General features: G+C 71.1%; 16 protein-coding genes and 1 pseudogene. 9 read left to right on the top strand and 8 right to left on the bottom strand.

Going from position 1 to position 18,705, the window contains the following annotated elements:
* Nucleotides 1-1,147: 1,147 nt before the first annotated feature.
* Complete coding sequence (gene dnaA, locus ACYVJE_RS05660; RefSeq protein ID WP_461143608.1) at nucleotides 1,148-3,304, bottom strand: chromosomal replication initiator protein DnaA; 2,157 nt, start codon at nucleotides 3,302-3,304, stop codon at nucleotides 1,148-1,150.
* 789 nt (nucleotides 3,305-4,093) lie between these two features.
* Between dnaA and rpmH the strand changes: the two genes are divergently transcribed.
* From rpmH to ACYVJE_RS05620, 8 genes and pseudogenes are all read left to right on the top strand, one after another.
* Nucleotides 4,094-4,237 (top strand): 50S ribosomal protein L34, encoded by a 144-nt coding sequence (gene rpmH, locus ACYVJE_RS05655; protein WP_459157784.1) that lies wholly within the window; start codon nucleotides 4,094-4,096, stop codon nucleotides 4,235-4,237.
* A 9-nt stretch (nucleotides 4,238-4,246) separates the two neighbouring features.
* Nucleotides 4,247-4,675, top strand: a pseudogene (gene rnpA, locus ACYVJE_RS05650) (ribonuclease P protein component); the annotation flags it as partial.
* Nucleotides 4,676-4,809: 134 nt separating this feature from the next.
* Nucleotides 4,810-5,154, top strand: a complete 345-nt coding sequence (gene yidD / locus ACYVJE_RS05645; protein ID WP_461143607.1) for a membrane protein insertion efficiency factor YidD — start codon at nucleotides 4,810-4,812, stop codon at nucleotides 5,152-5,154.
* 6 nt (nucleotides 5,155-5,160) lie between these two features.
* Nucleotides 5,161-6,228, top strand: a complete 1,068-nt coding sequence (yidC, locus tag ACYVJE_RS05640) for a membrane protein insertase YidC (protein ID WP_461143606.1) — start codon at nucleotides 5,161-5,163, stop codon at nucleotides 6,226-6,228.
* Between the two features lie 37 nt (nucleotides 6,229-6,265).
* A complete protein-coding gene (locus ACYVJE_RS05635) occupies nucleotides 6,266-6,880 on the top strand; it encodes a Jag family protein (protein ID WP_461143605.1) in 615 nt (204 codons plus the stop codon).
* Nucleotides 6,881-7,350: 470 nt separating this feature from the next.
* Entirely contained in the window at nucleotides 7,351-8,058 is a 708-nt protein-coding gene (rsmG, locus tag ACYVJE_RS05630) for a 16S rRNA (guanine(527)-N(7))-methyltransferase RsmG (protein WP_461143604.1), read from the top strand.
* A 62-nt stretch (nucleotides 8,059-8,120) separates the two neighbouring features.
* Nucleotides 8,121-9,053 carry a ParA family protein gene (locus ACYVJE_RS05625; RefSeq protein ID WP_461143603.1) on the top strand — a complete coding sequence of 311 codons (933 nt, stop codon included), beginning with the start codon at nucleotides 8,121-8,123 and terminating at the stop codon, nucleotides 9,051-9,053.
* Nucleotides 9,050-10,051 (top strand): ParB/RepB/Spo0J family partition protein, encoded by a 1,002-nt coding sequence (locus ACYVJE_RS05620; RefSeq protein WP_461143602.1) that lies wholly within the window; start codon nucleotides 9,050-9,052, stop codon nucleotides 10,049-10,051. Before ACYVJE_RS05625 ends, ACYVJE_RS05620 begins: the two co-directional genes overlap by 4 nt.
* 401 nt (nucleotides 10,052-10,452) lie before the next feature.
* Here the strand turns inward: ACYVJE_RS05620 and ACYVJE_RS05615 are convergent, their stop codons facing one another.
* Nucleotides 10,453-11,421 (bottom strand): D-alanine--D-alanine ligase family protein, encoded by a 969-nt coding sequence (locus ACYVJE_RS05615; RefSeq protein WP_459157777.1) that lies wholly within the window; start codon nucleotides 11,419-11,421, stop codon nucleotides 10,453-10,455.
* A gap of 108 nt (nucleotides 11,422-11,529) precedes the next feature.
* On the bottom strand, nucleotides 11,530-12,867 hold the full coding sequence (locus ACYVJE_RS05610) for an aminotransferase-like domain-containing protein (RefSeq protein WP_461143601.1): 1,338 nt from the start codon (nucleotides 12,865-12,867) through the stop codon (nucleotides 11,530-11,532).
* 446 nt (nucleotides 12,868-13,313) lie between these two features.
* Here ACYVJE_RS05610 and ACYVJE_RS05605 point away from each other — a divergent pair, with 446 nt between their 5' ends.
* Nucleotides 13,314-13,943 (top strand): GNAT family N-acetyltransferase, encoded by a 630-nt coding sequence (locus ACYVJE_RS05605; protein ID WP_461143600.1) that lies wholly within the window; start codon nucleotides 13,314-13,316, stop codon nucleotides 13,941-13,943.
* Between the two features lie 34 nt (nucleotides 13,944-13,977).
* Here ACYVJE_RS05605 and ACYVJE_RS05600 read toward each other — a convergent pair whose 3' ends face one another.
* The 5 genes from ACYVJE_RS05600 to sigM form a co-directional block, all read right to left on the bottom strand.
* Nucleotides 13,978-15,126 carry an N-acetylmuramoyl-L-alanine amidase gene (locus tag ACYVJE_RS05600; protein WP_461143784.1) on the bottom strand — a complete coding sequence of 383 codons (1,149 nt, stop codon included), beginning with the start codon at nucleotides 15,124-15,126 and terminating at the stop codon, nucleotides 13,978-13,980.
* A gap of 343 nt (nucleotides 15,127-15,469) precedes the next feature.
* Nucleotides 15,470-15,796 (bottom strand): thioredoxin, encoded by a 327-nt coding sequence (gene trxA, locus ACYVJE_RS05595; RefSeq protein ID WP_459157774.1) that lies wholly within the window; start codon nucleotides 15,794-15,796, stop codon nucleotides 15,470-15,472.
* Nucleotides 15,797-15,834: 38 nt separating this feature from the next.
* A complete protein-coding gene (gene trxB / locus ACYVJE_RS05590) occupies nucleotides 15,835-16,827 on the bottom strand; it encodes a thioredoxin-disulfide reductase (RefSeq protein WP_459157773.1) in 993 nt (330 codons plus the stop codon).
* A gap of 264 nt (nucleotides 16,828-17,091) precedes the next feature.
* A complete protein-coding gene (locus ACYVJE_RS05585; RefSeq protein ID WP_461143599.1) occupies nucleotides 17,092-18,006 on the bottom strand; it encodes an anti-sigma factor in 915 nt (304 codons plus the stop codon).
* Nucleotides 18,003-18,629 carry an RNA polymerase sigma factor SigM gene (sigM, locus tag ACYVJE_RS05580; RefSeq protein ID WP_461143598.1) on the bottom strand — a complete coding sequence of 209 codons (627 nt, stop codon included), beginning with the start codon at nucleotides 18,627-18,629 and terminating at the stop codon, nucleotides 18,003-18,005. Before sigM ends, ACYVJE_RS05585 begins: the two co-directional genes overlap by 4 nt.
* Nucleotides 18,630-18,705 lie beyond the last annotated feature (76 nt).

Here is an 18,705-nt window from a genome sequence, read left to right as displayed (position 1 = left end):
AGCCTTCGAAACGGGTGAGGACCGGTCCGCGGTTCGCGGGCTTTCCACGGTAGAGCGTGCCGCTGGATGTGCAGAACCGGGGGCCGGGGCCCTCCCGGCGCTCGTCCGTCCACTTGTCCACCGCCCCTACCCCTCTTCTCCCTTCTTTCAAAGAAAGAAGAAGGACAGCAGGCGCAGTAGGACTTGTGGGCAGTGGGGACAAGTAGCTTTTTCGCAGCGCACTACGAGTGACCGGGTGTGGAGGACCTGGGGGTTCCCTCGGGACGGAGCTTGGGATGAATCGTGGACAACTCGCGGGTGTCATCCGGGTGTCCCCAACGTGGCCGAGGCGTCCACACCCGGATCCACAGATTTCCCCCGAGTTGTACCCAAGCGCTGTTGACGTCCGGGCGGGCGCGGCGGCCTGTGGGTCGTGCTGTGGGCGACCTGTGGTCAACTCCCGGACACCTGTGGGCAACTGCGCGGTAGTTGTGTACAGCTTGTGGATCCTGTGGATGAATTCCCTGCGCAGCCCTGTGGAGCAGCAGCTCGGGGGCAGCTGTGGACAACCGGCGGGACCGGTGGTTTTTCTGCGCGCCCGGTGCGATGAAGCCCACCCGGGCTCGTGGAAAAGTTTCACCGGTTCGTGGGGCTGCTTCCGCCCGGTGGGGCTCCGGCTCGCCGGTGCGCGCGGGGCGGTGGACGTTTCCGCGCGGCCGGTCGGACCGCGCCGCACCGGGTTCGCGGAAAGGTCGCGGCGGGTCCCCACCCGCTCGCCGCGGGCCGGGACGCGGGGCAGGACGGCGGCACCGGACAGCGGGATCGGGATCGGGACGGCAGCACCGGGGTCGGTGGGGCCGGAGCGGGAAACAGGTGCGCGTCGCAGCGGCAGCCTTGCACGGCGCCGCGCAGCGGGGTCGCGGACACGCCGCGGGGGCGCTGGTCCGGTACCGAAGGCGGGCACGGCCTCGCCCCGGACTGCGGTGCCGCGGGACGTCCCGGTGCCTCGGGGGCGCCGCCCGCTGCACCGGCACGTCCGCCCCGACCCCGGGGGCGGGACGGACGGGATCACGGCTACCCGGGCGGGGCCCCGGAGCGGGGCGACGTCGGAGGTTCCTCCCAGCTGCCCCCGGACAGCCGCCCCCGGCGGCCAGTCCGCCGACCCGCCTCAGCGGGACTGCTGCTTGATCCGGGCGGTGAGCTCCTGCACCTGGTCGTAGACGCGGCGGCGCTCGGCCATCTCCTTGCGGATCTTCTTGTCCGCGTGCATCACCGTCGTGTGGTCGCGACCACCGAAGGACTGGCCGATCTTCGGCAGCGAGGAGTCCGTCAGCTCCCGGCACAGGTACATCGCGATCTGCCGCGCCTGCGCCAGCGCCTTCGTCTTGCCGGGGCCGCACAGGTCGTCGACCGTGACGCCGAAGTACTCCGCGGTCACCGACATGATCGTCGGCGCGGTGATCTCCGGGTTCGGCTGCGAGTCCTCCGGGATGAGGTCGCGCAGCACGATCTCGGCCAGTTGCATGTCCACCGGCTGCCGGTTGAGCGAGGCGAACGCGGTGACGCGGATGAGCGCGCCCTCCAGCTCCCGGATGTTGCGCTCGATGCGCGAGGCGATGAACTCGAGCACGTCGGCCGGTGCGTTCATCCGGTCCTGCGCGGCCTTCTTGCGCAGGATCGCGATCCGCGTTTCCAGCTCGGGCGGCTGGATGTCGGTGATCAGCCCCCACTCGAAGCGGGTGCGCAGCCGCTCCTCCAGCGTGCGCAGCCCCTTCGGCGGCCGGTCGGAGGAGACGACGATCTGCTTGTTCGAGTTGTGCAGCGTGTTGAAGGTGTGGAAGAACTCCTCCTGGGTCCCCTCCTTGCCCTCCAGGAACTGCACGTCGTCCACGAGCAGGACGTCCACGTCGCGGTAGCGCCGCTGGAAGGCGACCTGCCGGTCGTCGCGCAGCGAGTTGATGAAGTCGTTGGTGAACTCCTCGGTGGAGACGTAGCGCACGCGCATGCCGGGGAACAGCCGCTGCGTGTAGTGCCCCACCGCGTGCAGCAGGTGCGTCTTGCCCAGCCCGGACTCGCCCCAGATGAACAGGGGGTTGTAGGCGCGGGCCGGGGCCTCCGAGGCGGCGACCGCTGCGGCGTGCGCGAACCGGTTCGACGAGCCGATGACGAACGTGTCGAACGTGTACTTGCCGTTCAGCCGCGTCTGCGAGGTCGGCGGGCCGTGCTTCGGCGCGGTGTACGGCTGCCCCGGGGTGCCGTCGGCGGAGGTGTCGCCGGAGCTCTCGACCTCGTCGGGCTCCTCCGCGTCGTCCTCGGCCTGCTCCTCGTCCCGCGTGCGGTGCCGCCCGCTGCTGGCCTGGGCGCTCGCGCCGCGCGCGGCATCGCCGGTGTCGCCGTTCGGCTCGGGGTGGGCGACCGGCTGGATCGCCCCGAACTGCTGGGTCTGCTCGGCGCTGGTCTCCAGCGGAGGGGGCGGAGCGCCCCCGGGCCAGCGGAACTCCGTGGTGGGCAGGTCGGAACCGCGCGTGTCGGACGGCGGGATCGACCCGGTGTGCGCGACGTGGCCGAACGTCTCCCGGTCCCCCTCGGCGGCGTGCTGCGGACCCGGTCGCCGGTCCTGCTGGGAGTGGCCCTGCTGGGAGTGGCCCTGCTGGGGACGGGGCTGCTGGTCCTGCGGTGGCAGCGGGAGCTGCTGCTCCTGGGGCCACGCCGGTGCGGCGGGAGCGGCTCGCGCGGCCGACTGCTCCCAGGACCGGGAGCGTGCTTGTTCGGGTGCGGTGCCCTCGTTCCGGGCTGGCTCGCGCCCGGCCGGCCGCTCGGGGGCGGTGCCGGTGCTTCCGGTGAAGTGCAGCGGCAGACCGGCGGGGGCGCTGCGCCCCTCCTGCTCAGTACCGGCCTGCTGCGAGCCGGGCTGCTGGGGGGATTCCTCGTGCGCAGCCGGCTCCTGCGGAACGGGGGCGGGCGATGGCGCGGGGGGTGCGGACGCCGCGGCGTCCGCAGCTGCGGACTCGTCGGCGTCCTCGTCGTCCCCGCCGGCGGCCACCGGCCGGGTGGGGGCGGGAACGGCGGTGTCCACCTTCACCGCGAGGGAGACGTCACGCCCGAGCCGGCGGGAGAGCGCATCGGTGATGGTCTCGCGCAGGGCGCGCTCGATGGCTTCCTTGGCGAAGTCGCTGGGCGCTGCCAGCAGCGCCGTCCCGTCGAGCAGGCCGATCGGCCGCGTGACGCGCATCCACGCCCGCTGCTGCGGGGAGAGCGTGCCGGAGGACAGCTCCTGCACCACCTCTTCCCAGACTCTGCCGAGATCGGTTTGGTGCTCGGACAACGCCGTACTCCCCTCCCCTCGCTCTCGCCCGTAGATCCCGGCAGTCCGCGGTCGCCACCGTGGCTGCGCACCGCGCACAGGGCGGACAGCAGAAAAAAGGACAGCTCACGGCTGTCCACAGACTTGTCCACAACCACGTATGAAGGTACGGCAAAGCTCGACGGTGATCCCCCGGGGCCCCGCGGTCGCGCGGAGTGGATGAGGCGCCGGTCTCCCGCTCACCGGGCTACATCGTGGAGGCGCACGCTAACAACCGTCACCTGGGGCTCACAAGCGAACGCACGGGGGTCGCGAGGAGCTGGACGGAGGGCACGCGGACGCCCGGGCAGGGGCCGTACTGCTCATCCGCGGGAACTGCGCGGCGCTCGCGGTGTTGATCTTTACCCGGACGAGTGACAGTAGGAACGTCCGCGGATGCCGGTGCTTCGCACCGGTCGCTCGGCGCGGAGTCCGGTATTCTGGATGGCGGTTCGCGCTCGTGCGACCCGCCTCCCCGAACCAGATCCCCGCCCCGGATCCCCGAACCGGATCTTCCGGACCAGGTCCCCAGGCCGGACGCCGGGACAGGCCCCCGGGAGCGGACCCCGGGTGCCGGTCGCGGCCGCGGACTCCGTATCCTCGGCCGAGCCCCAGTGTGCGGAGCGCATGCCGACGTCGCGCCGGTGCCCGATCGGGATCCGGTGCCCCGTCCGCCGGGCAAGGCGGCGTGGACCGCGGACCGGGGAACCTGACCAGATGGAGCGTGGCCCCTCGTGGCCATCGGCCCAGAAGTAACCGGGAGATCCGACCGTGAGCAAGGGCAAGCACACTTACCAGCCGAACAACCGCCGCCGGGCGCGGAAGCACGGTTTCCGGGCGCGCATGCACACCCGCGCCGGCCGGGCCATCGTGGCCGCGCGTCGCCGCAAGGGTCGCGCCCGCCTGACCGTCTGATCGAACAGCGTGCTTCCCGCAGCTGCCCGACTCACCTCCGGAGATGAATTCCGCTCAGTCGTGCGGCGGGGACGGCGGGCCGGACGGCCACGCCTCGTCGTGCACGCGCTCTTCCCGCGCGACGAGGAGCAGGACCGCTCCGGTGCGGCACCGGGCGGCGGCACGCCGTGCGGGAACACACCTGCATCCGAGGTGAGCAGCACACCCACCCGGGGATCGGTGGCGAGTCCGCCGGCCCGGGTGGGTTTTGTCGTCAGCAGAGCCGTGGGCAACGCCGTCGTCCGGCACCGGGTGACACGTCGCCTGCGTCACCTGATGCGCAACCGCCTGCCCTCGCTGCCCGCTGGCACACTGGTGGTTGTCCGGGCACTCAAGCCGGCGGCGGACGCGTCCAGCGCGGAGCTGGGCACGGACCTCGACGCGGCCCTGCACAAAGTGCGGACCCGCGGCCGCGGTGGTCGGCGCCGGAACCACCGGCGCGCGGACGCGGACACGCGTACCGGCGCGGACCAGTCATCGCCGGAGCGCGGCGGCACCGGGGAACGCCCCGGAACGGCGGCAGGTTGCGGAACATGAAGCGAGCAGGGGACGAGGAAGGCACCGCACGGGACGAGGCGGACGAGCAGGCGGCAACCCGCCCCGGCCCGCTCGCCTGGGTGCTGCTCGTCCCGGTGCACGTCTACCGCAAGGTGATCTCGCCCCTGCTGCCGCCGACCTGCCGCTTCTACCCCAGCTGCAGCGCCTACGCCGTCGAGGCGCTCACCGTGCACGGGGCGGTGCGCGGCGGGTGGCTGACGATCAGGCGACTGCTGCGCTGCGGCCCCTGGCACCCCGGCGGACTGGACTTCGTACCGCCCCGGCAAACACGCGACCGTTCCGAGAGCGTTCGTCACCCCCAGCCCCCGGTCGAGGAGTAAGAGCCCGTGCTGGACATCCTCTACTACCCGGTGTCGGCCATCCTGTGGTTCTGGCACAAGGTTTTCGGTTTCGTACTGGACCCGGCCAGCGGTCTCGCGTGGGCGCTGTCGGTCGTCTTCCTCGTGTTCACCCTGCGCGCGCTGCTGTTCAAGCCGTTCGTGCAGCAGGTGCGCTCGATGAAGAAGATGCAGGAGGTCGCCCCGCGGATCAAGGAGCTGCAGCGCAAGCACGGCGAGGACAAGCAGAAGCTCGCCATGGAGATGCAGAAGCTGCAGTCCGAGACGGGCTTCAACCCCATGGCCGGCTGCCTGCCGATCCTCGTGCAGGTCCCGGTGTTCTTCTCCCTGTTCCACGTGCTGCGCGGCTTCCGACCGGGCGCTGAGTCGAACTTCGTCTTCGGCCCGGACGGGGTGCGTTCGTTCGTCGAGGCGGACCTGTTCGGGGCGAAACTGGCGAACACGATCAGCCAGAGCCCGCAGGAACTCGCCGCCGTGGCCACCGACCGGCCCTCCATGCTGGCCGTGGGCGTTCCGCTGATGATCGTGGCCGCCGTCGCCACGCACATCACCGCCCGCCACTCCGTGGCGCGGCAGAACCCCGACCAGGCGCAGAACCCGCAGGCGGCGGTGATGAACCGGCTGATGCTGTGGGTGTTCCCGTTCTCGGCCCTCGTCGCCGGTTTCGTGCTGCCGCTGGCGATCCTGGTGTACTGGCTGGCGAACAACATCTGGACCCTCGGCCAGCAGTACCTCGTCTACAACCGGATCGACCGGGAGGAGGCCGAGCGGGCCGCAGCCGCCCCGGACGAAGCTCCGGCGGTGGTGGAGGGCGCGGCCGAGAGCAGCGCGGAGACGGGGGAACCGAGCGGACAGGACGTGGCCGGCACCGCGGCGCGGGCGACCGCGACGGCGGAGGCTGCCGAGCTCGACGCGAGCGCGTCGCCGCAGACCTCCGCAGCGGCGCAGGAGGACCAGCACCCCGCGACCGAAGCGGCGTCGGCGAACCAACCCGGTGAGATCCCCGGGGCAACCGAAGACAGTGCCCGCGACGCGGACAAACCAGGCAACTGGTGACCGCTCGCATCCTTCACCCCTGGAGAGGAGAGGTCCAGTGTCGGAAACCGTGCAGGAGTCGGACCAGGCCCCGTCCGTGGAGCAGGAGTCCGCATCGGAGCAGGACTCCGTGTCGGAGCAGGACTCCGTGTCGGAGCAGAACCCGGAGACCGGCGCTTCCGCCGAGCAGGAGGACGCCGACGCCGACGCCGACGACGTGCTCGTGCGGGAAGGTGACATCGCGGGGGACTACCTCGAACGTCTGCTCGACGTGCTCGACTACGACGGGGACATCGACCTCGACGTCGAGTCCGGGCGCGCCGTCGTGAGCATCGAAGGCGGTGATGACCTGGAACAGCTCGTCGGGGACCGCGGCCAGGTGCTCGAGTCGCTGCAGGAGCTGACCCGGCTGGCCGTGCAGCAGGAAACCGGCGTGCGCAGCCGGCTCATGCTCGACGTGGCGGGATGGCGCTCCCGGCGCCGCTCGGAACTCGTCGAGCTCGGCCGCAGCACGGCGGAATCCGTCCTCGAATCCGGCAAGGCGACGCGGCTGAGGCCGATGACCCCCTTCGAGCGCAAGATCGTGCACGACGCCGTCGCCGCCGTCGACGGGGTGCACAGCGAGAGCGAGGGGGAAGAGCCCCAGCGCAAGGTCGTCGTCTACCGGACCTGATGGAGATGGGTCGGGTTGTTCGTGCGCGGGGTCCCGCAGGAGAACCTCCGGTGGGCCCGGCTGCGATGTCGGGTGGGCGCTCGGGGTAGCTGGGAGCTTCGCGTCGAATGGATCGGCAGTTGGGCTCCGCTTCGCCACCGGCACGGCGAAACCCGGGCCGAGTGGTGCTGTCGTGGACAGCTCGTTCAGCAACCGTGTCGTTGGCCGATGCGGAACAATACCTGCTTCCGGCTGAGCTGGCGTTTCCCCGGAGCACGGAAGGCGGCAGCATTCCTGACCCTCCTGGATGGGAGCGCCTCCCCGGTCGGCGTGTCGGGTGGGTAGGCGGAACGATGTGGACCCCCTGGCTGGGATGATGTGAAGTCGTCTCAGCCAGGGGGTCTTTTCGTGTCGGCGGCCTCGCGGGCCGCGCCGGATCGGTCGACCGGTACAACGACACGTGACGTTTCACGTGAAACCACACGAGCGGGATGGGGACAGTGACGGCAGCGGAAGGAGCCTCGCAGGAGGTCACCCGGCGGGTGTTCGGCGATCGTGCCGAGCTCGCGGAGCGTTTCGTCGACATGCTCACCGAACAGGGTGTCCTTCGAGGCTTGATCGGACCACGCGAAATTGATCGACTCTGGGAACGGCATGTGTGGAATTCCGCGGTTCTCGCGGAGTTGCTCCCCCCGCGGAGCCGGGTGGTCGACGTAGGCTCTGGGGCGGGGCTGCCGGGCATCCCGTTGGCGCTCGCGCGTCCCGATCTGGAGATCACCTTGCTGGAGCCGATGGCACGACGGGTCGACTGGTTGAGCGAGGTAGTCGCGGACTTGTCTCTCGAGACCACGGTCGTGCGGGGGCGTGCCGAGGAGGAAGCCGTCCGGGAACGGACGGCTGAACAGGATGTTGCCACGGCGCGGGCCCTGGCACCGCTGGGGCGGCTGGCGCAGTGGTGCTTACCGTTGGTGCGATCCGGTGGCCGGGTGCTGGCTCTCAAAGGGGCGAGTGCCGGCGAGGAGCTCGAGCGGGACTCCTCGCAGATCCGGGCAGCCGGTGGTTCCGCAGGCCGGGTACTCACCTGCGGCGCTGATGTGCTCGACCAGCCGACAACGGTCGTCGAAATCGAGCGGACAGCCGAGGCGCCCCCGAAGAAGCGCCGCGGTCGGAGTCGGAGCAGGAAGGATCGAGGACGGTGAATCGGGAGACGGACGAGACAGGCCGTGTTTCACGTGAAACGAAGGGCCGTGCGGTCGGGGGGATGCGCTTCCCCGGGACGTCGGAGAGCGGCACGGGTCTGCCCGCGGAGGACTTCGACATCGGGTGGACCCCCATCATGGAAGAAGCACAACGTGCGACGCGGGTCCTGCATCCGGAGACGTTGGATCTCCCCCGGCCTGCACATCGACGGATCATCACCGTGGCCAACCAGAAAGGCGGCGTCGGGAAGACGACGAGCACGGTGAACCTCGCTGCCGGGTTGGCCATCCACGGACTGAACGTGCTCGTGATCGACCTGGACCCGCAGGGGAACGCCAGCACCGCGCTCGGGGTGGAACACCGCGCGGGTGTTCCCTCGGTGTACGAGGTCTTGCTCGGGGAGAACACCGTGGCGGACGCGGCCGCGCAGAGCCAGCAGGCGACGACCCTGCACTGCGTCCCCGCCACGATCGACCTCGCCGGCTCGGAGATCGAGCTCGTGACGATGGTGGCCCGGGAGAGCCGCCTGAAGCAGGCCCTCGAATCGCGGGTCGTCGAGGAGATGGCGCCGGACTACATCCTCATCGACTGCCCGCCCTCACTCGGCTTGCTCACGGTGAACGCGCTCGTCGCGGCGCACGAGGTGCTCATCCCCATCCAGTGCGAGTACTACGCCTTGGAGGGGCTGGGACAGCTCCTCAACAACATCGAGCTCGTGCAGTCGCATCTCAACCCGGCGTTGTGGGTCTCGACGGTGCTGCTCACGATGTACGACGGTCGGACGAAGTTGGCCGACCAGGTGGCCTCGGAAGTGCGCGAGTACTTCGGTGACCGCGCGCTGCGGACCGTCATTCCCCGGAGCGTGAAGATCTCCGAAGCCCCCGGGTTCGGCCAGACCGTGCTGAGCTACGACCCCGGTTCACGTGGGTCGATGAGTTACCTGGATGCCGCGCGGGAGATCGCTGAGCGGGACGTGACGAAGGAGACGGCATGACGGAACGTCGAGGCGGTCTGGGGCGGGGCCTCGCCGCGTTGATTCCGAGTGCACCGGAAGAAGACCCGGAGTCGACGACCGAGGAGACGGCCGCCTCGAGCAGTGCCGGTGGTGCCGCTGTTGCCACCACTCCCCCGGCTCCGGCCGAACAGGCCGATGTTTCACGTGAAACCGCACCGGCCGAGCCCGCCGGTGCGGTCTACCGCGAAGTGCCGATCGAGGCGATCACTCCGAATCCGCGGCAGCCGCGGCAGGTCTTCGACGAGGACGCGTTGGCTGAACTGGAGCACTCGATCCGCGAGTTCGGGCTGCTCCAGCCGATCGTCGTGCGGGATCGCGGCGATGGCAGCTACGAGCTCATCATGGGGGAACGACGCTGGCGTGCCGGCCAGCAGGCAGGCGTCGGTACCCTCCCGGCGATCGTGCGCACTACGCAGGACGACGCTCTGCTGCGGGACGCGCTGCTGGAGAACATCCACCGGGTGCAGCTCAATCCGTTGGAAGAGGCTTCGGCCTATCAGCAGCTCCTGAACGAGTTCGATGTGACACACGACGAGCTGGCCGAACGCATCGGGCGGAGCCGCCCGGTCATCACGAACACGATCCGCCTGCTGCGGTTGCCCGTGGCGGTCCAGCGCCGGGTGGCCGCCGGTGTGCTCTCCGCCGGGCATGCGCGTGCCCTTCTGACGCTGGAAGACCCCGAGGCCCAGGAAGAGCTCGCCACGCGGATCATCGCCGAGGGGTTGTCCGTGCGAGGTGCCGAAGAAGCGGTCACCCTCGCCAAGCGCGAGAACTCGGAGAAGGAGCAGAAGGCGCCGAAGAAGGCGGAGCCCGATGCCGAGTTCGATGCTCTCGCCACCCGCCTCTCGGACCGTCTCGACACGCGCGTGAAGGTGGAGCGGGGCAAGCGGAAGGGCCGCATCGTCGTCGAGTTCGGCTCGAGCGATGACCTCAGCCGGATCTTGACCCTCCTCGAAGGTCAGCGTGATGAAAATTGATCGACTTGAGGGTGCCACCCTATTTCGTCACGGTGACGATCTTTGCTCGCGAGAACGCCCCCGGGTGACTGCGCCGGCTCGGCGGCCGTGCTCGGCCGCACCGGTCCGCCAGGCGAGCGGCGCAGCCCCTTCCTCGCCACGCATCCGGAGTGCCCCGCCGCGGGTTCTCCGGCGTCGCCTCGCGAGGACAGCCCCGGCGGTGCTGCGTGGGCAGCGGGGTGTCCCCCGTGGAAGGTGCCGTGGTTTCACGTGAAACCGCGATACCGAGAAGTCATCACCCCTCCTCCATCAAGAACGGCCCGGCGCTTCCGCCGGGCCGTCCTCATGAGGCCGTTGCTCCTCGGCGCTCGCCGGGGCGAGCGTGACGTTCCGCACCGGTGAGCGGAACGGGCTGGGTCCTCTCAAGCCTGGTGCAGAGCGCTTCCGGAGCGCGCGATGGCCCGTTCGATGCTCGTGCTGAAGACCTCCCCGAGCGAGCGCTCGGCGGACTCCACCGCCATCGGCGTGAGCGAGGTTTCGGTCAGCCCCGGGGAGACGTTCACCTCGAGGAAGTGCGGCGTGCCGGTCGCATCCACGATCATGTCGGTCCGCGAGATGTCCCGGAGTCCGAGCAGGCGGTGCGCTGCTGTGGCGAGTTCCCCGGCCGCTTCCGCCGCCGGATCGGGCAGCTGCGCCGGCGTGCTGTACTCGGTCAGACCGGCGGTGTAGCGCGCCGTGTAGTCGTACACCCCGGAGGCCGGTTCGATGCCCACCGGGGGGAGTGCCTGCGGCCCCTCCGGTCCGTCGAGGACGGTCACGGCGATTTCGGTGCCGGTGATGAGCTGCTCCACGAGCACGGCATCGCCGTACGACAGTGCCGACATCATCGCCGCAGGCAGGTCGGCGGCTTCGCGCACCACCTGGGCCCCCAGGGCGGAACCGCCCTTGTCGGGCTTGAGCATGAGCGGTAGGCCGAGTTTCGCGACGAGCGCGTCGAGCACGTCCTGCGCGCCCAGCTCGCGGAAGGTGGAATGCGGCAGCACGGCCCACGCGGGCGTCGTCAGCCCCGCGCGGGCGAGTTCGGCCTTCGCGGTGGGCTTGTCCCAGGCGCGGCGGCACGCCTGCGGGGCTGTGCCCACGTACGGGATGCCGAGCAGGTCGAGGACGGTCTGCACGGATCCGTTCTCGCCCTCTCCCCCGTGCAGCGCGATGATCACCGCGTCGGGGCGCTCCTGCCGCAGGCGGGGGAGCAGCTGGTCATCGGCGTCCCACTCGGACACGGTCATGCCGACCGAACGCAGCGCCGCGGACAGGCGCCGCCCGGAGCGCAGTGAGACGTCCCGCTCGTGGGACAGACCACCGGCCAGTACGGACACCCAGCGTTCGGACACGTGATTCTCCTCGTCTCGGTCGGTGTTGCCCGTCTGCAAGGGACATAAAAATCCACTGTGCACGGACAACGGTGCACAGTGGATTTCGTGCTGTGGCGGGCGTTCGCACTACGCGGTGTCCGGGGAGGGCGCCTGGGGGCCGCGCCGCGGACCACCCTGCGCCGAGGTTCCGAACGTGCGCACCAGATCGAGCTCCTCGGAGATCGTGTGCGCCAACCGCCGCACTCCTTCGCGGATCCGCTCGGGAGTCGGGTAGCAGAACGCCAGCCGCATCTGCTGGCCGCCGCTCCCGTCGGTGTAGAAACCCGTTCCGGAGGTGTAGGCCACGCGCTCGTTGATCGCGCGGGGCAGCATCTCCTTGGTGTTCACGCCCTCCGGGGCGGTGCACCAGACGAAGAAGCCGCCTTCCGGCACGGTCCACGTCGTGCCCCGGGGCATGTGCTGCTCCAGCGCGGAGAGCATGGCATCGCGCCGCTGGCGGTACTGCTCCTGGAAGGCCTTGATCTGCCCCTTCCAGTCGTGCGTGCTCAGGTACCGCGACACGATCATCTGGTTCAGCGTCGGCGGGCACAGCGTGGCCGACTCCGCCGCGAGCACGAGCTTCTCGCGCACCGCCGGCGGCGCGAGCACCCAGCCGACCCGCAGGCCCGAGGCGAGGACCTTCGAGAACGAGCCGAGGTAGACCACGTTGTCCGGGTCCAGGCTGCGCAGCGCCGGGTGCGTCTGCCCGTCGAAACCGAGCAGGCCGTAGGGGTTGTCCTCGAGCACGAGGATGCCGTTGCGCGAGCAGATCTCGAGGACCTCGGCCCGCCGGTGATCGGCCAGCGTCACGCCGCCCGGGTTGTGGAAGTTCGGGATGGTGTAGAGCAGCTTGATCCGCTTGCCCGCGGAGCGCAGCTCGTCGATCGTCTGCTCGAGCAGGTCGGGCCGCAGGCCCTCGTCGTCCATGGGCACGTGGGCGACCTCGGCCTGGTAGGCGGAGAAGGAGCTCAGCGCGCCGACGTACGAGGGGCCTTCGGCCAGGACCACGTCGCCCGGGTCGCAGAAGATCCGCGTGACCATGTCCAGCGCCATCTGCGAACCGACGGTCACCATCACGTCGTCCGCGTGCGCCTCGATGCCCTCCAGGGACATGACCTCGCAGATCTGCTCGCGCAGCTCGGGAACACCGTGCGCGGAGCCGTACTGCAGGGCGCTCTGGCCCTCGCGGGCCACGAGATCGCCGATCTCGGCGGAAAGGGAGTCCAGCGGGAGGTCCGCGAGGTTCGGCATCCCCCCGGCCAGCGACACCACCTCGGGGCGGTTGGCCACGGCGAACAGCGCGCGCACCTCGGAGGCGGTCATCCCGGTCGCTCGCTGCGCGTACAGCGCGCGGTGCGCGTCGAGGTTGCGGGCCGGGGAGTCTTTGTCCGGTGTGCCCTCCGGCTGACTTTCCTGATCAGACATGTCCCGCTCCGATCCGATGTGTGCGCCGTGCTCGGTATGCTACCGGCGGCGGTGGTGGCGTGATTCTAGTCTTCCTATCGCTGCACCTTGTTCAGGTGTGACACGGGTTCAGGTGTGACACGGGTCGAGCTGCGACACGGGTCGAGCTGCGACACGGGCCGGCGCGCGGCACGGCTCCTGGTGCGCCCGGGCCTCGCGCACCCGGCGCCCCGGCTGCGCGACCGCTCCCCCGCAGGTCGAGCGCGGTGTCCCGGTGCGACACGGAGCCATGGTGCGCCCGTCCGCCGGCGCCCGCCCGCGCGGCCGTGCGTGCGCCCGCACCGTCTCACTCCATCGGGGCCGGTGGGCACTGCGCGCGACTTTCCCGTGGTGAAAGCCACATCGTATGCTGTGCCCTGCGCGGTTCGTGCCGGCGATCGCCCGCATCGCCATCCCTGGGAGGTTCGGTGTCCCGACGTGTTGTCGAGGTCACGCTGGACAACCTCGACCAGCTGCCGCCGCGGTGCCGTCGTTGCGTGTTCTGGGAGCTCGGCAGCACCGGTCAGCAGGCCGAGGAGTTCGGCGCGACCGAACTGGAGAAGGAGGCGTGGGTCTCCGGTGTGCTGCTGGACTGGGGCGTCTGCGGCCACCAGCTGCTCCTCGGCGACACCCCTGCCGGCTACGCCTTCTACGCGCCCCCGGCGCGGGTGCCGGCGGCGGGGACCTTCCCCACGGCGCCGGTCAGCGCGGACGCGGTGCTGCTGACCGCGCTGCACGTGGTGCCGGAGCGGCGGCGCCTCGGCCTCGGGACGCTGCTGGTGCGCAACGTCGCGCGCGAGCTGAGCCGCCGGGGGGTGCGCGCGGTGGAGGCCTTCGCGGACGCCGCGGGCGAGCGCTCGTGCGTGATCCCCGCGGACTTCCTGCAGCGGGTCGGGTTCCACACGGTGCGGGCACACGAGCAGTGGCCGCGGATGCGGATGGAGCTGCCGGAGGAGCCGACGTGGAAGGCGGACGTGGACGCGGCGCTGCAGAACCTCACCGCCACGATGACGGTCTCCACCGCCCGGCCGCACGCGGAGCCGTCCACGTGCCGCTGAGCCGCCCGCACGGGCCCGCGGCCGGAACTCCGGGTCAGGCGCCCTCGGCGCGGGCGTACTCGTAGCGCAGCAGGTCGTCGAAGGTGAACGTGCCGGTCGGCTGGTCGTTCTGCCCCAGCAGGTACAGCCGCTTGATCGCCACGAGCAGCCCCTCGGCGACCACGTCGCGGAAGCCGGGGTCGAGCAGCCGGTACCGGTCCTGGGCGTTGCTCAGGTAGCCGATCTCCATGCGCACCGCGGGCATCCGGGTCAGGCGCAGCACGTCCCACGTCTTCGGGTGGGTCTTGCAGTCGGTCATGCCGGTGCGGGCGACGAGCTCGCGCTGCAGGAACCCGGCCAGCGCCTCCCCGACGGTGGAGGTGGTGCCGTTGCCCGTGCCGAAGTGGAACCCGGCCACGCCCTGCGCCAGCGCCGAGCGGTTCGCGTCGATGTGCAGCGACAGGAACATGTCCGCGCCCGCCTCGTTGGCGAACCGCGCGCGGTCGGCGTCGGGCGGGCAGCCGTGCGGGCCGCGCGTGATGAGCGCTTCCATGCCGGTGGCGATCATCCGGCCCTCGAGGCGGCGCGCGAGGTCCCAGGTCAGGTCCGCCTCGCTGACCGAGCCCCACTGGGCGCCGCGCTCGGGCCCGCCGTGCCCGGGGTCGATGACGATGCGCTTGCCGCTCAGCCGCGGGCCGGAGCGGCGCACCTTCTCCTGCTCGCGCAGGTACACGGGCCGGCCGCCGCGCACCTTCGGGGCGAGCTGCTTCAGCGCGCGCAGCGTGCTCGGGCCGCAGATGCCGTCCGCGTTCAGGCCGTAGTCGCGCTGGAAGCTGCGCAGGGCCTGGTCGGTTTCGCGCCCGAAGATCCCGTCGGGACGCCCCGCGTCGTAGCCCAGTTCGAGCAGCCGTTCCTGGAGGGTGAACACGTCGTCGCCGCTCATGGGCTTGCTCACGAGGAAGGTCAGCGAGCGGTCGCCGAGCTGCCAGCGCGCGTCGGTCAGCGCCCGGTAGGTCGCGGGGCCGACGACGCCGTCGGTGATCAGACCGCGCTGCTGCTGGAAGATCCGCACCGCGTGCTCCACCGCCTCGTCGAACACGGTGGCACCGCGCCCGTCCTGGGCGGGCAGGAGTCCCAGCGTGGCCAGCGTGTTTCTGATCTCGGTGACGCCCGGGCCGACGTCACCGCGGCGGAGCAGCTGCATGCACTCCTCGCTCGTGTCCGGCGCCGATGAGTGCATCGGCGCGAATGGATGATCGTGCCTCTCCCCGTTCGCGTGGTGCTCGTCCGGGCAACGGGTGGCACAACGCCGATTCCACCTATCTGGGCAGTCATTGTGCCTTGCTCGTCCGGCACCGGCGTTGCGGGCCGAGATCGACACCGCGGCGGCGGGGTCCGCTTCCGCGGAGGTGCGTCGATTCAGCTGAGCAAAAACGCGGCCCCGCCGTCGCTGTGTTCATCGACAGGACGGCGGGGCCGCGTTATTCGGTTGCACGCGGGAGGAGTGCGAACTCACACCCCTCCGCGGGGTCCCGCGGGGCTCGCGGTCACAGGTACTCGGAGAGCTCCTCGAGCATCGCGGCCTTCGGCTTGGCGCCGACGATCTGCTTGACGGGCTCGCCCTGGTTGAACAGCAGCATCGTCGGAACGGACATCACCTGGTAGTCCCGCTGCAGGGTCGGGTTCTGGTCGATGTCCAGCTTGGCGATGGTGATCTGCTCCGGGTACTCGTCGGCGATCTCCTCGAGCACCGGGGCGACCATCTTGCACGGTCCGCACCAGGTGGCCCAGAAGTCCACGAGCACCGGCTTGTCGCTGTTCAGAACGACGGACTTGAAGCTGTCGGCGTCCACGGTCACGGTGTTGCCGGCCATGTCTACTCCCTTGCTCGATCAGTGGGGACGGGGGGCGGTCAGTTCACGTCCGGGCCGTAGCCGCCGCCGACGAGCTCGGCGGCCTTCTCGGCCTGCGACACGGACTCCTGCTCGGCGAGCCACCGCTCGGCGTCGATGGCCGCGGAGCAGCCGGTCCCGGCGGCCGTCACGGCTTGCCGGTAGGTGCGGTCGACCAGGTCGCCCGCGGCGAACACACCGGGGATCTCGGTGCGCGTGGAGGGCGTGTCCACCTGCAGGTAGCCCTCCTCGTCGGTGGCCAGCTGGCCCCGGACCAGTCCGCTGCGCGGGTCGTGCCCGATGGCCAGGAACATGCCGGTCACGTCCAGCTCCGACTCCTGGCCGGTGGCGGTGTCGCGCAGCCGCAGTCCGCTGACCGTGCCCTCCCCCAGCACCTCGGTCGGCGCGGTGCTGGTCAGCCACTTGATCTTCTCGTTGCTGCGGGCGCGCTCCAGCATGATCTTGGAGGCGCGGAACTCCTCCCGCCGGTGGATGATCGTCACCGACCGGGCGAAGCGGGTCAGGAAGGTGGCCTCCTCCATCGCGGAGTCGCCGCCGCCGACGACGGCGATGTCCTGGTCCCGGAAGAAGAACCCGTCGCAGGTGGCGCAGGAGGACACGCCGCGGCCGAGCAGCCGTTCCTCACCGGGGATGCCCAGGTAGCGCGGGGCCGCGCCCATGGACAGGACCACCGCGCGCGCCTGGTACGTCCGGCCGTTGGCCCGCACGGTCTTGACGTCCGCACCGAGGTCCAGCTCCTCGACGTCCTCGGCGCGCAGCTCCGCGCCGAACCGCTCGGACTGGGACCGCATCTGCTGCATCAGGTCCGGGCCCATGACGCCGTCGGTGAAGCCCGGGTAGTTCTCCACCTCGGTGGTGTTCATCAGTTCGCCGCCGAACTGGGTTCCCTCGAAGACCAACGGTTCGAGCTCGGCCCGCGCGGCGTACACCGCTGCGGTGTAGCCGGCCGGTCCCGAGCCGACGATGATCACGTTGCGCACGTCGCCAGTCACCGCGCCCCTTCCGTCGTCGCGTGCTCGCCCGCTTCCCGCGCGCGAGCCTACTCGGCACAACACGGGCGGGGCGTGGCGTGTTCCCGCGCACCACCGAGGGGTGCGGCACCGCACACCGCGCCGGTTCCGGTGCCGTTGCGCAGCTGTTTCCGCCGGATCCGGGGCACCGGAGCGGATGCGCGCCGCTGCACCGCGCCCGCTCCCCGCCTGCTTCGACCACCGTACTGGCGGCGGCGGTTCACACACGAGTGCGATGCGCGGCCGTCATCCGCCGTAGGTGGCCTCGGAGATCGTGGCGGGGTCGTCCGGCCCGCAGTCCGGGCCGACGGCGAGCAGGTGGAACCGGCCGATCTCCCCGGTGGAGAGCACGAACAGCTGGGCCGGCTTCCCGTCGAGGGTGATGGCGTGCGCGCCGAGCGGTTGCTCGCCGCCGGTGCCGTTGGCCCGCAGGCAGCCCGGCCACTGCCGCTCCTCGCGCAGCCCGTCGTAGTTCTGCGCGCGCATCACCCGGGTGAACTGCTCGCCGGTGAGGTCGACCTCGGGACCGGTGAGCGCGAGGGGGGCGGAATCACCGGGTGCGGGGGGCAGACCGGTCTGCGGTTGCTGCCCCGGAGGGGGCTGCTGGGTCGATGGGGGTTGTTGGGCCTGCTGCTGCGTCCTCGGCCAGGGCGAGAGCACGAGGACGAGGACCGCGGCCACCGAGGCCGCGGCGGCGACCGCCGCCACCGCCCAGGCGGAGCGGACGCGGCGACGTCTGCGCGCGGAGAGGTCGACCGCGGGGGCCGGCCGCGCAGCCGTCCCGCCCGCCGGGGCGCCGTCCGCGGTGGGCCGCTCCGCGGCGGGGGCTGCGGGGCCGTGCGGTAGGCGCGGTCCGGGCTGCTGCCCCGCCGGCCGGGCCGTCGGCTGCGGGGCGTGCCGCTCGTGCGCGGCCTCGCGCAGCGCCCCGTCGATGCGCGAGGCGACCGCCTCCGGGACGGGTTCGGCGCCGAGCTCGCCGAGCTGCTCTGTGGTGGTCCGCAGCGCGGCGAGCACCTCCCGGGCCGCCGGGTCCGCGGAGACCTGCTGCCGCAGCTGCTGCGCCGCGTCCTCGTCGAGCGCCCCGGCGTGCAGGTCGGCCAGCGACTCCGGGGACCACGACGGGTCCTGCGGCGCGGATCCGCGCCGGTCGTGACCGCTCATCGCCCCTCCCCTTGCTGCTTCGACTCCGCTCGTGCCGGAGCACCCGCGGGACCTGGGACGTCCGGGTGCGCGCTCGGGTTCCGCAGATGCCCGAGAAGTTTCGCCATGCGCAGCCGTCCCCGCGCGCAGCGGCTCTTCACCGTGCCGGAGGCGACGCCCAGCATCGCGGCCGCTTCGGCCACCGAGCAGCCCTCGACGTCCACCAGGACGATGGGGGCCCGTTGATCCTCCGGCAAGCTGGCCAGCGCGTCGCGCACCTCCATCCGCGTGTCCTGGACGGCGAAATCATCTCGTTGCACGGCGGGCTCGCCCGGTCCGGTTTCGGCGAGGGGGACGCTGGGGCGTGCGCGGCGGCGCCGCATGCGGTCGACGCAGGCGTTCACCACGATGCGGTGCAGCCACGTGGTGACCTGGGATTCGGAGCGGAACGATGCGGCGTTGCGGAAGGCCGACAGCATCGCGTCCTGCAGCGCGTCGGCGGCTTCCTCGGGGTCGCGCATCGTGCGCAGCGCCACGGCCCACAGCCGGTCGCGATGCCGGCGGAACAGCTCGGAGAACGCGTGCGGATCTCCGCCGAGGTGCGCCGCGAGAAGATCGGCATCCGAACTGACAGGCACAGACACGATCTCGCACTGTACTGTTCACGCGACGGAGAATGATCCCCCGTGTTCCGCAACCTCGATCGTGCCTGCTCACCTG

It is taken from the genome of Salinifilum aidingensis (genome assembly GCF_054782015.1).
The sequence above is the reverse complement of the archived record's forward strand: the minus strand, read 5'-3'. Positions and strand labels throughout refer to the sequence as shown.